At 43.8% G+C, this 13482-nt stretch carries 15 protein-coding genes; 14 read left to right on the top strand and 1 reads right to left on the bottom strand.

Features of this window, described 5'->3' with window-relative positions; translation table 11 throughout:
* Nucleotides 1–255 precede the first annotated feature (255 nt).
* The 6 genes from mnmE (at nucleotide 256) to LOR49_RS09575 (ending at nucleotide 7284) form a co-directional block, all read left to right on the top strand.
* Nucleotides 256–1632 (top strand): tRNA uridine-5-carboxymethylaminomethyl(34) synthesis GTPase MnmE, encoded by a 1377-nt coding sequence (mnmE, locus tag LOR49_RS09600; RefSeq protein ID WP_240376319.1) that lies wholly within the window; start codon nucleotides 256–258, stop codon nucleotides 1630–1632.
* A 42-nt stretch (nucleotides 1633–1674) separates the two neighbouring features.
* On the top strand, nucleotides 1675–3564 hold the full coding sequence (gene mnmG, locus LOR49_RS09595) for a tRNA uridine-5-carboxymethylaminomethyl(34) synthesis enzyme MnmG (protein ID WP_240376318.1): 1890 nt from the start codon (nucleotides 1675–1677) through the stop codon (nucleotides 3562–3564).
* 99 nt (nucleotides 3565–3663) lie between these two features.
* Entirely contained in the window at nucleotides 3664–4380 is a 717-nt protein-coding gene (rsmG, locus tag LOR49_RS09590) for a 16S rRNA (guanine(527)-N(7))-methyltransferase RsmG (protein WP_240376317.1), read from the top strand.
* A gap of 308 nt (nucleotides 4381–4688) precedes the next feature.
* The gene (noc, locus tag LOR49_RS09585) at nucleotides 4689–5543 is read left to right on the top strand and encodes a nucleoid occlusion protein (RefSeq protein WP_240376315.1); all 855 of its coding nucleotides are present in this window, start codon (nucleotides 4689–4691) and stop codon (nucleotides 5541–5543) included.
* 135 nt (nucleotides 5544–5678) lie between these two features.
* Entirely contained in the window at nucleotides 5679–6440 is a 762-nt protein-coding gene (locus tag LOR49_RS09580; RefSeq protein WP_240376313.1) for a ParA family protein, read from the top strand.
* Nucleotides 6433–7284: a ParB/RepB/Spo0J family partition protein gene (locus LOR49_RS09575; protein WP_240376311.1), complete on the top strand. Its 852-nt coding sequence runs from the start codon at nucleotides 6433–6435 to the stop codon at nucleotides 7282–7284. The genes LOR49_RS09580 and LOR49_RS09575 overlap by 8 nt, the downstream gene beginning before the upstream one ends.
* Before the next feature lie 70 nt (nucleotides 7285–7354).
* Here the strand turns inward: LOR49_RS09575 and yyaC are convergent, their stop codons facing one another.
* Nucleotides 7355–8044, bottom strand: coding sequence for a spore protease YyaC (gene yyaC, locus LOR49_RS09570; protein WP_240376309.1), 690 nt, complete (start codon nucleotides 8042–8044; stop codon nucleotides 7355–7357).
* A 100-nt stretch (nucleotides 8045–8144) separates the two neighbouring features.
* Between yyaC and LOR49_RS09565 the strand changes: the two genes are divergently transcribed.
* The 8 genes from LOR49_RS09565 to LOR49_RS09530 all read left to right on the top strand — a co-directional run bounded on the left by LOR49_RS09565 (nucleotide 8145) and on the right by LOR49_RS09530 (nucleotide 13477).
* Complete coding sequence (locus LOR49_RS09565) at nucleotides 8145–9164, top strand: YkvI family membrane protein (RefSeq protein ID WP_240376308.1); 1020 nt, start codon at nucleotides 8145–8147, stop codon at nucleotides 9162–9164.
* A gap of 75 nt (nucleotides 9165–9239) precedes the next feature.
* Nucleotides 9240–9437 (top strand): DUF951 domain-containing protein, encoded by a 198-nt coding sequence (locus LOR49_RS09560; protein WP_240376307.1) that lies wholly within the window; start codon nucleotides 9240–9242, stop codon nucleotides 9435–9437.
* Between the two features lie 232 nt (nucleotides 9438–9669).
* The gene (ychF, locus tag LOR49_RS09555; RefSeq protein WP_240376306.1) at nucleotides 9670–10770 is read left to right on the top strand and encodes a redox-regulated ATPase YchF; all 1101 of its coding nucleotides are present in this window, start codon (nucleotides 9670–9672) and stop codon (nucleotides 10768–10770) included.
* Between the two features lie 145 nt (nucleotides 10771–10915).
* Nucleotides 10916–11203, top strand: coding sequence for a 30S ribosomal protein S6 (rpsF, locus tag LOR49_RS09550; protein WP_240376305.1), 288 nt, complete (start codon nucleotides 10916–10918; stop codon nucleotides 11201–11203).
* A 26-nt stretch (nucleotides 11204–11229) separates the two neighbouring features.
* On the top strand, nucleotides 11230–11715 hold the full coding sequence (ssb, locus tag LOR49_RS09545) for a single-stranded DNA-binding protein (RefSeq protein ID WP_240376304.1): 486 nt from the start codon (nucleotides 11230–11232) through the stop codon (nucleotides 11713–11715).
* Nucleotides 11716–11766: 51 nt separating this feature from the next.
* On the top strand, nucleotides 11767–11994 hold the full coding sequence (gene rpsR, locus LOR49_RS09540; RefSeq protein ID WP_240376303.1) for a 30S ribosomal protein S18: 228 nt from the start codon (nucleotides 11767–11769) through the stop codon (nucleotides 11992–11994).
* A 216-nt stretch (nucleotides 11995–12210) separates the two neighbouring features.
* On the top strand, nucleotides 12211–12360 hold the full coding sequence (locus tag LOR49_RS09535; protein ID WP_240376302.1) for a hypothetical protein: 150 nt from the start codon (nucleotides 12211–12213) through the stop codon (nucleotides 12358–12360).
* Between the two features lie 178 nt (nucleotides 12361–12538).
* A complete protein-coding gene (locus LOR49_RS09530; protein WP_240376300.1) occupies nucleotides 12539–13477 on the top strand; it encodes a YybS family protein in 939 nt (312 codons plus the stop codon).
* The last annotated feature ends 5 nt before the right edge of the window (nucleotides 13478–13482 follow it).

The raw sequence follows: 13482 nt of genomic DNA, 5'->3' as shown, positions 1-13482 counted from the left end.
CTGGTTGCCTGGGATGGATTTTTTTGTTGCTGACACTCACCCGTGCCTGTTTCCTGCATATCTCAGGATGTCTTTACATAAGAGGGAATTATCCACATGTGGATAATTCCCTCTTTCTCTGGACAGTGGAATGTGATAGTCTATTGTGTTAGGGGAAAACAATTCACAAGTAAACCCCTTAAAAGAGGAACAAGGAGTCTATACTATTAGATAGACTTACTAAATAGAGAATCTGTTGGAAAGGGAGGGAAGGAAATGGAATTTGATACAATTGCGGCTATATCAACTCCTTCTGGAGAAGGAGCAATTGCCATTGTCCGTTTGAGCGGGGATGACGCTTTATCCATAGCCGACCGGTTGTATAAAGGGAAGAAACAACTGACGGACGCTACCTCCCACACGATTCATTACGGCCATATTATCGACCCGGAAACCGAGGATATCGTCGAAGAAGCAATGGTATCTGTATTACGGGCGCCTCGGACCTTTACACGTGAAAATATCGTGGAAATTAACTGCCACGGCGGCCTGGTTTCCGTCAATAAAGTACTTCACCTTGTGCTTTCTCAAGGAGCAAGACTTGCGGAACCGGGAGAATTTACGAAGCGTGCGTTCTTAAATGGGCGTATTGATCTTTCTCAAGCAGAAGGCGTTATTGATCTTATCCGTGCTAAGACGGACCGAGCTATGAATGTTGCCTTAAAACAGGTCGAAGGGCGACTATCTGACCGTATCCGCCGCTTACGCCAGCAGCTTATTGAAACCGTGGCTAGTGTGGAAGTGAATATTGATTATCCGGAATATGATGCCGAATCGGTAACGATTGAGATGATTAAAAAGGAAGCAGGGGCAGTTCGCGAAGAAATCGAGGAACTGTTAGCAACGGCAAAGCAAGGGAAAATATTACGAGAAGGCATCAGCACTGCGATCATCGGCCGCCCAAATGTTGGAAAATCCTCCCTGATGAACAGCCTGGTGCAAGAAAATAAAGCGATCGTGACCGATGTACCAGGGACCACCCGGGATGTATTAGAGGAGTACGTCAACGTACGAGGTGTTCCGCTTCGCCTCATCGATACTGCCGGCATTCGGGAGACCGAGGATATTGTCGAAAAAATTGGGGTAGAACGTTCCCGGCAAGTCCTGAAAGAAGCCGATCTTATTTTGCTCGTCTTAAACATTGCAGAAGAATTGACCCAGGAAGATGAGGCGCTCTTTGAAGCTATACAGGGATTGAACGCAGTCCTTGTATTGAACAAAACAGATCTGTCTGTAAAAGCGGATGAGAAACGTATCCGTGAATTAGCGGAGGGTCGTCCCATCTTATATGCGTCCCTTTTAAAAGACGAAGGGATTGATGAACTCGAACGAGCCATCGCCCAGCTTTTCTTTCAAGAAGGCATTGAGACGCAGGATTTAAGTTACGTTTCCAATGCTCGTCATATCGGGTTGTTGAACCAGGCAAAACGAGCGATAGACGATGCGTTGGAAGCAGCGGAAGCAGCAATGCCAGTTGACATGATCCAAATTGACATTACCCAGGCATGGGAGCAGCTCGGTGAGATCATCGGGGAAAACGTCCACGACGGATTGATTGACCAGCTTTTCTCCCAATTCTGTTTAGGAAAATAAATAGCAGCTTGTTGCTGTATATAATTATTGGAGGTTATCGAAATGAAACAGTACAAAGGCGGTGAATTTGACGTCATTGTAATTGGTGCAGGCCATGCCGGAACGGAAGCTGGATTAGCAGCAGCACGCATGGGTGTGAAAACGTTAATGCTCACCTTAAACATGGACGCCGTTGCCTTTATGCCGTGCAACCCGTCTTTGGGCGGACCGGCGAAAGGGGTAGTTGTGCGAGAAATAGACGCCCTGGGCGGTGAGATGGCTCGGAATATTGACAAAACACACATTCAGATGCGGCTATTAAATACAGGCAAAGGGCCAGCTGTCAGGGCTTTGCGTGCGCAGGCAGACAAGGCGCTCTATCAAGCTGAGATGAAAAAAGCACTCGAAAAAGAAGAAAATTTACAGCTTCGTCAAGGTATGGTAGAGGAACTTATCGTAGAAAATGGCGTGTGCAAAGGGGTAGTAATGAACACGGGTACAACCTATTACGCCAAAACAGTTATCATTACAACCGGCACATTCCTACGTGGACAAATTATCATCGGCGACCTTGCTTACGAAAGCGGGCCGAATAATATGCAGCCGTCTGTGAATCTTGCTTACAACCTGAAGGATCTCGGTTTCGCCATGGAACGGTTTAAAACGGGTACCCCGCCGCGAATTAATGGCAACACAATTGATTATGATAAAACAGAAATGCAGCCGGGGGATGAAGAGCCGCGTGCTTTTTCATTTGAAACGACGAAGTATATTACCGATCAGCTTCCTTGCTGGCTCACGTATACGTCTCCGGAAACCCATCAAATTATTAATGATAATCTCTCCCGGTCTCCGATGTATTCCGGGATGATTCAAGGAAACGGACCTCGTTATTGCCCTTCAGTGGAAGATAAAATCGTCCGTTTTCACGATAAACCAAAACATCAAATTTTTCTTGAACCAGAAGGCCGTAATACTTCAGAAGTTTACGTACAAGGCTTGTCTACGAGCATGCCGGAAGACGTACAGTTTGAGATGATCAAATCGGTACCAGGTCTAGAAAATGCGCAAATGATGCGGCCGGGACATGCGATTGAGTATGATGCGATTGTTCCGACGCAGTTGTGGCCGACATTGGAAACAAAAGTGATTGAAAACTTGTTTACAGCAGGCCAGATTAATGGAACATCGGGATATGAAGAAGCTGGTGCGCAAGGCATTATGGCTGGTATCAATGCGGCCCGTAAAGTTCAAGGAAAAGAAGGAGTTGTCCTGAATCGCTCCGATGGCTATATTGGCGTACTGATCGATGATTTAGTCACAAAGGGAGTGGACGAGCCTTACCGTTTGCTCACGTCTCGTGCTGAATATCGCTTACTGCTCCGCCATGATAATGCCGATCTACGTTTAACAGAAATCGGCCACAGCGTTGGTTTAATTTCAGAAGATCGGTATGAACGCTTCACTCGAAAACGCGAAGCGATCGCCCGTGAAAAAGCACGGCTTGAAAATACAATTGTAAAGCCATCTGCTCCGCTACAGAAGTTGTTAGAAGAAAAACAATCATCCCCTATGAAAGAAGCAGTGCCTGCAGCTCATCTTCTGAAACGTCCAGAGCTTAAGTATGAAGACGTGATCCCGTTTGCTCCAGGGGAAGAGAATGTATTGCCGGACGTAGCTGAACAAGTGGAAATCCAAACGAAATATGAAGGGTATATTGCGAAACAGCTTGAGCAAGTAGCTCGGATGAAAAAGATGGAAGAAAAGAAAATACCAGAAGACTTGGATTATCATCAAATTAATGGACTTGCCACAGAAGCCAAATACCAATTGTCCGAAGTAAGGCCTCTTTCTGTCGGCCAGGCTTCCCGGGTATCAGGCGTCAATCCATCTGACATTTCGATACTGCTTGTCTATTTAGAACAAGGAAGATTAGCGAGAACAGCAGATTAACAAGGAAACTCCAGTGTCCCTGCGTATCCTTTTTAGAGGATAGAAAAGGGATGGCGCTGGAGTTTTCATACATATATCAAAGTAAGGTGGCTCTCATTTATGAGTAAATTACATTTTCCAGACTGGCTGCAGCAAGAAGGTATTCACCTTTCTGAGAAGCAGGAGCAGCAATTCCAGACGTATTATCAGTTATTAGTGGAATGGAACAAGAAGATGAATTTAACGAGCATTACCGAAGAAGATGAGGTCTATGAAAAACATTTTTATGACTCGCTGACTGCGGCTTTTGCTCACGACTTCCTTAATACTGGGAAAGTCATTGATATTGGTGCAGGAGCGGGATTTCCAAGCTTGCCTATTAAGATCTGTTACCCGCACCTTGCAATCGTGATTGTTGACTCGTTGAAAAAAAGGATCACATTTCTTGAAGAGCTTGTTAGCGCCTTACAGCTTGATCATGTCCAGTTAGTACACGGTCGCGCGGAGGACATTGCCCGTGATAAAGGGCACCGGGAACAATACGATACAGCGCTTGCCAGAGCGGTAGCACGCATGCCGGTATTAACCGAACTGTGTGTCCCTTTTGTCAAGAAAGACGGAATATTTCTTGGCATGAAAGGGGCTTCGGGATTAGTAGAGAAAAAAGAAGCAGATAAAGCTTGTCAACAGCTTGGCTGTGAATGGCTTGACTCGTTTACTCAAAAACTGCCTAACGAGAACAGTGAGCGTTATATTTTGCGCATGAAGAAAATAAAACCCACACCGAAAAGCTATCCAAGAAAAGCAGGAACCCCCGCCAAAAAACCACTCCTGTAAGCACACACGGCTGTTAAGAAAAAATGTTTGTGCAACTAACAAAAAAAGATTTTTAGTTTTTTTAAATGAAAAGAGCCTCCGCCCAGAGCGATTGGATATCGGTTGCAACAAATAGCGAATGAAAGTATTGTTCTGATAACCATGCTGAGAAACGCATACAAAGAAAACTAGACAATAGAACAACGGCGGCCGGCATGATAGAATAAAAGAGAGAGCGACAAGGAGAAACGGGAGAATGGGAAGGATTTTCGTCGTTTCACAGCGAATAGTAGAAATGTCGGAAGCTTTTAGTAAGGTGGTGTCAGGCAATGAAGCAATCACTTCAAAAGTGGTTGGGTCTTGGGGATCCACAAGATAATAAAGAGGATCAAGTGGAGGCACCTCAAGAAGAAAAAGAGGAAATTATAAAACTTCCTGTAACAGAGATTGTGGCCAATCCCTATCAACCACGTACGATTTTTCAAGAGGAAAAGATTGCGGAGCTTGCACAATCTATTCGGACACATGGTCTGTTACAGCCAATAACGGTACGGAAACGTAATAATCAATACGAGATTATTGCGGGAGAGCGACGCTTTCGCGCAGCGCAAAGTCTCGGTATGCAAGAAATCCCCGCCATTATTAAAGATTTTAATGATACACAGACTGCTTCACTCGCCTTAATCGAAAATCTGCAGCGGGAAGAACTAACGGCTATTGAAGAGGCGACAGCGTATGCGAAGCTTATTGAGCTCCACGGCTTAACCCAGGAAAGCCTTGCGCAGCGTTTAGGAAAAGGGCAGTCCACCGTTGCAAATAAATTACGTCTTCTTCATTTAACCGACAGCGTTCAGGAAGCATTGAAAAGGAAAGCGATCACGGAGCGGCATGCCCGAGCTTTGCTTGCGATTAAAGTTCCGGAGAAACAAGATGAAATGCTTCAGGAGATTATCGACCGAGAATTGAATGTGAAGCAGGCCGAGGAACTAATTAAACAATCAAAAGAGGAGAAACCAAAGCCAAAAAAAATAACACGCAAGCATTTCGCCAGAGATACCCGTCTGGCCATGAACACCATTCGTCAATCGATCGATATGGTGATGAAAACCGGAATGGATATTAACACAGACGAAGAGGACCATGATGATTACTACCAAATCACGATACGCATCCCGAAGAAATAATCTGCCAAGACAGTCGGCAGATTATTTTTTTAACCCAAACTAATGCAAAAGAATCGTCAAAAACATGATAGAATAAATGAAACAATGAAAAAATTATCATTATAAACAAGCAGTCAGAGGAAAGTGGGTGTATTGATGGGGCAAGTGATTGCTGTTGCAAACCAAAAAGGCGGTGTGGGAAAAACAACTACTGCCGTGAACCTTAGTGCTTGCTTGGCATATATAGGCCAAAAGGTTCTGCTTGTGGACATGGACCCACAAGGGAATGCTACCAGCGGAGCCGGGGTTGAAAAAGGTGATGTTGATGAATGTATTTATAATTTATTAGTTGAGGATGCAGAGATCGCACGAATCATAAAACCATCAACTGTTGATCATTTAGATGTTGTGCCATCCACTATTCAGCTATCCGGCGCTGAGATAGAACTAGTGCCTACTATATCAAGAGAAATACGTTTAAAAAAATCATTAAGCGACGTAAAGAAAGAGTATGATTTTATCATTATTGACTGTCCTCCTTCTCTTGGTCTTTTGACAATTAATGCCTTAACCGCATCGGATTCCGTTTTAATCCCTGTTCAATGCGAGTATTACGCGTTGGAAGGTCTAAGTCAGCTTCTCAACACAGTCCGACTCGTTCAAAAACACTTGAACACAGAACTTGCCATTAAAGGGGTTCTATTAACCATGCTTGACGCTAGAACGAACCTTGGCTTGCAGGTTATTGAAGAAGTGAAGAAATACTTTCAAGATAAAGTTTTCGCGACTATCATTCCGCGGAATGTTCGCTTAGGAGAGGCACCAAGCCACGGACTTCCTATTATTTTGTATGATGCCAAGTCAAAAGGTGCAGAGGTGTATGTAGATTTAGCAAAGGAAGTGGTGAGCGATGAGTAGGGGACTTGGAAGAGGACTGGATGCTCTGTTCCCAGGAGAGTCTAAAAAACGTGATCAGAACGTAGAGGAAATAAAAGTGAAGGATTTACGTCCGAATCCCTATCAGCCGCGAAAAATATTCACAGACGATGCGATCAGTGAATTGAAAGATTCAATTAACGAGCACGGCATCCTGCAACCATTGATTGTTCGGAAAAGTATTAAAGGGTACGAAATTGTAGCAGGTGAACGCAGGTTCAGAGCGGCAAAAGCAGGGGGCTTCACGACCGTGCCGGCGCTCGTAAAAGAATTCTCAGATGAGAAAATGATGGAGATTGCGTTAATTGAAAACTTGCAAAGAGAAAACCTCAACCCCCTGGAAGAAGCCCGAGCTTATGAAAAATTAATGACCTATTTAGGGGTAACGCAGGATGAGCTCTCTAAACGCCTCGGAAAAAGCAGGCCCCATATTGCAAATCATCTTCGTTTACTCCAACTGCCGGAAGAAATTCAGCATGACATTGCCGAAAAAAATATTTCAATGGGTCACGGACGAACGATTTTGGGGTTAAAGGATAAAGAAAATGCACGCTTCGTTGCGGAAAAAATTATGAATGAAGCGTTAAGTGTCCGGCAGACAGAAGAACTTGTCCAACAATTAAATCACAACAATGTTCCACGTGAAACAACAAAAAAAGAAGATAATCGTTCCTTATTTATTCAAACAAAAGAAGAGGATTTACAGACGTACTTTGGGACCTCGGTTTCTATAAAAACTGGAAAAAGAAAGGGGAAAATAGAGATTGAATTCATGACGGAAGAAGATTTAGAACGAATACTAGAGTTGCTAGAACAAAAGAAATAGAAGGAGGTCCTTGTAAAACAGGACCTTTTTTCGTTTTTACAGAAAATATGGGGGAACGGATCTCTTCCGATTATTTACCGTCCCGGTCCCATTCATCCTGTAAGGAAAACGCTGTTTCCGCACCGGATAGATGTTTTGATTGATAGTGAGAGGTGTCAGGTTTATTAAAAATAGTAGAGACAGCACGTCGTTTTAACATTTTATCTGCTTGAATGAATCCCTCTGTAATACAGTCCGCCATCTCCATGACAGTATGAAGGCGGGTATTCTGTAACACGAAATACTCCATCATCCCGCTTACATTAACAATCCCTGTCATATGCATATCGCCTACATGAGGAAGCTTTTTTTTCATCGCTGCTCCTGGTATGACCGGTCCTTCAGAAAAGTTTATTTTGCCGACGTTTTTCAGTCGGCCGAGACAGGCGTCAATCGCAATCACAAATGGGTTGGTATGATGCTCGTAGATCGCTGTCAATCGTTCCTCTAAATTGACGGCGTGTACAGGCTTCGCCAAGGTTCCGTAAGTGTGAAAATTCTGTAAGGTATTTTTCTCTAAAGCAGAACCGATTAAGGGCCCGAGTGAATCTCCTGTTGAACGATCGGTTCCAATGCAAACAATGACATAATCACGTAAAGAAGGCACTGGATCCAGCTTCTTTTTTATTTGTTCGGATAAAAGGGAAGAAGCACTTGGAGCGTTTGCCTGGACTTGAAATGCAAAAGACGATTGGCTGGAGATTGTTTTTTTTCCAAGCATATTGGTCTCTCCTTACTCATATTAGTTCCAGTATAGGAACCATATTTAATTTCTATACATGTATCCATGAATTGATGAGTAGAAACAGAGGGAGAGAGCGATGATAGTTGATGGACTAAAATGGATGTTTTTAATTATCGGAACTACAATAGGTGCAGGGTATGCGTCAGGCCGGGAAATCTGGCAATTTTTTGGCTATGAAAGCGGACTGGCTATCGTGCTTTTCACAATCTTATTTGTGATCAGCTGTCATGTCGTATTAAGCATCAGCTATCGTCACCAAACAAGTGATTACGCAGAGGTGCTGGTAGAAATCCTTGGTCCCCGGCTGTCTAAGGGGTATGATGCTATCATTATCTTCTACTTGTTTACGATGACTGGTGTGATGATTGCCGGTGGCGGTGCAGCACTTGAATACTTTCAAATCCCTTTTATGGGTGGCATCGTGTTCATGTGCACCCTGCTGTTGATCATTGCAATTCGTGGGATTAATGGGTTGACAAGCATTAATTCGTTGTTGATGCCGGTTTTAATTATCAGTCTTGCCTTCGTGTTGTTTTCTTTTTATACCCTCCATGTGGACGCAGATGCGGTGAACTGGCAAAATCAACGTAATTGGCCAGCTGCTTTCATGTTTACTTCATTAAATTTACTACCGCTCGTTGCTGTGTTGGGTGCCACCGGGAGAAAAATTAAGAGGCCCGGTGAAATTTGGGTCGCAAGTGTTGGGAGCGGGCTTATCCTCGGCACTGTGTCTTTGCTTTATAACGAATCATTACTCGTAGCTGCTGAAGACATTATGTTGTATGAAATTCCGCTTTTTGCTTTGTTAGAATCATTTCCAAGACACATGACAACTTTTATGGCTGTGTTGCTCTGGACTGCCATTTTCACAACCGCTGCTTCAGGACTTTTTGGTTTGACGAGCAGATTTCGCTCTATTATTGCTCTCCCTCCATGGTCGCTGGCGCTTCTTCTTTTATGCTTGATGCTTCCGGTTACGCAGTTCGGCTTCTCTAGTCTAATTGCTTTTCTATACCCGCTGTACGGGTTTCTAAATTTATATTTGTTGATTATGGTGTTGATCCATCCTTTGTACCTAAGAAAAAAGAATTCATAAACGTAATTTTTGCGCAGAAAAGACTAGGCTGATATATTTAGAGGAGACGAAGTAATAGAATCGAGGTGACGGAAAATGAGCGAAAATCCATTTGCGTTACATGACATAGTTGAAATGAAAAAACCTCATCCATGCGGTGTGAATCGTTGGAAAATTATTAGAATGGGTGCGGACATCCGTATAAAGTGTCAAGGATGCGGGCACAGTGTCATGCTGCCGCGACGTGAATTTTCCAAAAAACTTAAGAAGATAATAGAGCATACAGATGATTAAAAGAGCTGCCAGTCAACGCCAGCCTACAGATTATTTTGATTCTTAATTTATATTGTAAAGGTATAAGGTAACTAAGATCAACAAAAATGAAGAATATTTAGAAAAATTAACCGGAGATAACTCTCGCTGTTGTCTCCGTTTTTCTTTTGGGAAACGATTCAACCTTGTTTTTTTGTATCTTTCTTTAATATAATGGAAAGATCGTGAAGATGAAGAAGGAAGGGAATAACATATGGCTTTAACTACGGGGATTGTAGGCCTTCCCAACGTTGGGAAGTCTACATTGTTTAATGCAATCACACAGGCTGGTGCTGAATCAGCCAACTATCCATTTTGTACAATCGATCCGAATGTCGGGATTGTGGAAGTGCCGGACGAGCGTCTGCAGAAGTTGACGGAATTGGTTAAACCGAAAAAAACGGTTCCGACCGCTTTTGAATTTACAGATATTGCCGGTATTGTCGAAGGGGCCAGTAAAGGAGAGGGACTGGGGAATAAGTTTCTGTCCCATATCCGTCAGGTGGATGCGATTTCTCATGTCGTTCGCTGTTTTAACGACGGGGATATTACACATGTTTCCGGAAGTGTAGACCCAATTCGGGACATCGAGGTCATCAACCTGGAACTCATTCTTGCTGATTTGGAAACGGTTGAAAAACGAGCAGCAAAAGTAGCGAAACTTGCGAAAACAAAAGATAAAGAAGCCCTTGCCGAACACGCGGTACTGCAAAAGCTGTTGGCAGCTTTCGAAAATGAACAACCAGCGCGCAGCTTGGAACTGACCGACGATGAAAAGAAATTGGTGCACGGCTTTCAGCTGCTCACGATGAAACCGGTCTTGTACGTGGCCAATGTCAGCGAGGAAGATCTGCTTAGTGAAGAAGACAATGAGCTCGTAAAAGCAGTGAAAGAGCATGCAGCAAAAGAGGGATCTGAAGTTATTACGATTTGCGCCAAGATTGAGTCAGAAATTGCGGAACTGGAAGGCGAAGAAAAACAGGAGTTTTTAAACGAACTTGGTATCAAGGAAGCTGGTCTGGATCAATTAATTCGTGCAGCCTACAGCCTGCTTGGGCTTGACACATATTTCACAGCCGGTGAACAAGAGGTGCGCGCTTGGACGATTAAGCGCGGAACGAAAGCCCCGCAAGCAGCCGGTGTGATTCATACCGATTTTGAACGCGGCTTTATTCGTGCCGAAGTAGTCAGCTACGAAGACTTAACGGCAGCCGGCTCCATGACAGCAGCCAAGGAAGCAGGAAAAGTGCGTCTGGAAGGAAAAGAATATATCGTAAAAGACGGAGACGTCGTCCACTTCCGTTTTAACGTGTAAGGAAAAGCGGGATACTGTCTTTTATTGTTGTATCTGAAGGCTCGTTCTGTTATAATCCTTTAATGTGAGTAAAAGTAGACAAATACATTTGCTCCTTGCTCTTTTCATGGAGAAGAGCCGCTAAGTCCAAAAGGAGGTGACGCATATGCGTAACTATGAAATCATTTACATTATTGCTCCAAGCGTTGATGAAAATGGCGTGAAAGAAAAGATTGAGCGCTACAACAACGTGTTGACTACAAACGGAGCAGAAATTGAGAAAGTCGAAGAAATGGGTAAACGTCGTCTTGCTTATGAGATTAACGACTTGAATGACGGTTATTACGTGCTCGTTCACACGAAAGCTGAACCGGCCGCTACACAAGAATTTGACCGTTTAATTAAGATAGATGACAATGTTATCCGCCATCTCATTGTCAATAACGAAGAGTAAGGGAATGAGCTGAGGGAGGAGTTCTGATGATAAATCGTGTAGTCTTAGTCGGCCGTTTGACTCGTGACCCGGAGTTAAGATATACACCAAATGGGGTTGCGGTTGCCAATTTTGGGATTGCTGTAAACCGTCCGTTTACGAACCAACGGGGGGAGCGCGAAGCTGACTTCTTAAACTGTGTGGTGTGGAGAAAGCAGGCCGAAAACGTAGCCAACTACCTGAAGAAAGGTAGTTTGGCTGGAGTAGATGGCCGTCTGCAAAGCCGCAGTTATGAAAATCAGGAAGGGCGTCGTGTGAACGTCGTGGAAGTTCAAGCGGAGAGTGTTCAATTCTTAGAGCCTAAAAACGCCGGAGGAGGCGGAGGGCCTCGGAATGATTACGAAGGGTATCAAGGGGGCGGAGACAGAAATTACAGTCAAAGTCCAAATAGGAATTCCACTAACTTGAATGATGATCCTTTTGCGGATGACGGTCAGCCGGTTGACATTTCCGATGACGATTTACCGTTTTAAGAAGGACTCCCAAACAGCTGCGATAATTTTTAGTGGAAAGAGGGTGAAAACATGGCACGTCGCAGAGGAAAGCGCAGAAAAGTCTGTTACTTCACGGTCAATAAGATCGAGAAGATTGACTATAAAGATGTAGAGTTGTTGAAAAAGTTTATTTCCGAGCGTGGCAAAATCCTGCCCCGCCGTGTGACTGGTACGTCTGCTAAATACCAGCGTCAACTTACAAGAGCAATCAAACGTGCACGTCACGTGGCTTTGCTTCCATATACAAAAGAACAATAAGTCAAAACCCTCGGCCGCCCTCCGAGGGTTTTTTTATTGTGCCCTTGGCTGTGGCAGTATCACTCCAGGCTGTTCTTGAAAAGATTTTTTTCCGAAAATGTTTGAACGTTCAACAAGGTCGGGTAATAGGATAATACAGAGCATACCGCACCATGCACCACTTCTTCCTGTGCTTCTTTTAGAGAGAACTACAAGACTTAGAGGAGGGAAAACAGCGTGAGCGTTGAGGAGTTTATTACCCGTATTAATGAGCAGTTGGAGACATTGAAAAAAGGGTACCAGAAATGGAACCATCTGGAAGAGCCTGCGGCAAACTCGTTTACGTTTACTCTTCCAGAAAAAGAGGAAGAATCAGCAGGATTTTAACAAAACATAACGAATAGAAGAGTACATGAATAGAAAAAACAGAATGAAAAAATGATCCGAGAACCCGATGTACTGGCCATTGCATAGTGTCAGTATATCGGGTTCATCTTTCTTTTTTTATAAGAATCCATTACAATGAACGAATGGATTGATTCGTATTTTAAATGAGGTGACGTTCGTGCAGCAAACAAGGAGGTTAACGGAAGGCGCCATAGTAAGCGGGATTTTTATCGTAATGTTATTTTTGGCTCTGTTTGTTCCTTTTCTTATTTCTATCTTGCTATGGTTTATGCCTTTGCCCTTTATTATTTACACAGCCCGCTACGGCATAAAATCGGCCCTGGTTATGGGAACGGTCACTCTCTTTCTGTCATTTGTTGTTGGAGGACTGGTTGGACTCCCGAATGCACTGCTGGCTGGGGCAGGGGGGATATTGGCCGGAGAGTTAATCAGAAGGAAAAAAGATGCTTTTCTCGTTTTGGCGGGCAGCAGTTTAGCATACATAAGTGTTCTCCTCCTTATATATGCTGCATCCCTTCTCATCTTGAATATTGATCCGCTTGCCGCGCTGCAAGATATCATGCGGCAATCAACGGAACAGGCAGAATCGATGCTCGGGGCACTTGGCCAGGAAACGGCTCAAAATTTAGAGATGTGGAATGAAATGATTGATCAAATCGGTTATCTCGGTCCTGTCCTGATTGTGGCGACGGCTGTTAGCTATGCTGTTATTTCGCAGTGGATTGCCTATGCGGTTTTGAAACGATTACGTATGGACTTTGAGGCCTTTCCTCCTTTCCGAGAGTGGAATTTCCCAAGAGCTGTGCTTTGGTACTATTTAATTGTGTCCGTTATATTTATAATAGGGGTGGAAGAAGGAAGCGCTTTGTACATGGTGACTTGGAACCTATTTCCTTTGTTGGAAGTCGTGATGGCTCTGCAAGGTTTTACAGTGATTTTTTATTTCGCTTATGCAAAGGCGTGGCCGAAAGCAGTACCGGTTATTTTACTCATCTCCGGGTTATTTTTACCGTTTGTCCTTCTTCTTGCCCGTATTTTAGGTATAATTGACTTAGGATTTCAATTAAAAAAACGCCTGGAATCATATACAAAGTAGGGGTT

The organism is Bacillus piscicola (genome assembly GCF_022458745.1).
In the GTDB taxonomy this organism is placed as follows: domain Bacteria; phylum Bacillota; class Bacilli; order Bacillales; family Marinococcaceae; genus Alteribacillus_A; species Alteribacillus_A piscicola.
Note: the sequence above shows the minus strand (reverse complement) of the source record. Positions and strands in the feature narration are given on the sequence as shown.

Excerpts from the sequence above, each read along its gene's own strand:
- mnmE (WP_240376319.1), top strand. The coding sequence starts at position 256 with ATGGAATTTGATACAATTGCGGCTATATCAACTCCTTCTGGAGAAGGA.
- mnmG (WP_240376318.1), top strand. The coding sequence starts at position 1,675 with ATGAAACAGTACAAAGGCGGTGAATTTGACGTCATTGTAATTGGTGCA.
- rsmG (WP_240376317.1), top strand. The coding sequence starts at position 3,664 with ATGAGTAAATTACATTTTCCAGACTGGCTGCAGCAAGAAGGTATTCAC.
- noc (WP_240376315.1), top strand. The coding sequence starts at position 4,689 with ATGAAGCAATCACTTCAAAAGTGGTTGGGTCTTGGGGATCCACAAGAT.
- LOR49_RS09580 (WP_240376313.1), top strand. The coding sequence starts at position 5,679 with ATGGGGCAAGTGATTGCTGTTGCAAACCAAAAAGGCGGTGTGGGAAAA.
- LOR49_RS09575 (WP_240376311.1), top strand. The coding sequence starts at position 6,433 with ATGAGTAGGGGACTTGGAAGAGGACTGGATGCTCTGTTCCCAGGAGAG.
- yyaC (WP_240376309.1), bottom strand. The coding sequence starts at position 8,044 with ATGCTTGGAAAAAAAACAATCTCCAGCCAATCGTCTTTTGCATTTCAA.
- LOR49_RS09565 (WP_240376308.1), top strand. The coding sequence starts at position 8,145 with ATGATAGTTGATGGACTAAAATGGATGTTTTTAATTATCGGAACTACA.
- LOR49_RS09560 (WP_240376307.1), top strand. The coding sequence starts at position 9,240 with ATGAGCGAAAATCCATTTGCGTTACATGACATAGTTGAAATGAAAAAA.
- ychF (WP_240376306.1), top strand. The coding sequence starts at position 9,670 with ATGGCTTTAACTACGGGGATTGTAGGCCTTCCCAACGTTGGGAAGTCT.
- rpsF (WP_240376305.1), top strand. The coding sequence starts at position 10,916 with ATGCGTAACTATGAAATCATTTACATTATTGCTCCAAGCGTTGATGAA.
- ssb (WP_240376304.1), top strand. The coding sequence starts at position 11,230 with ATGATAAATCGTGTAGTCTTAGTCGGCCGTTTGACTCGTGACCCGGAG.
- rpsR (WP_240376303.1), top strand. The coding sequence starts at position 11,767 with ATGGCACGTCGCAGAGGAAAGCGCAGAAAAGTCTGTTACTTCACGGTC.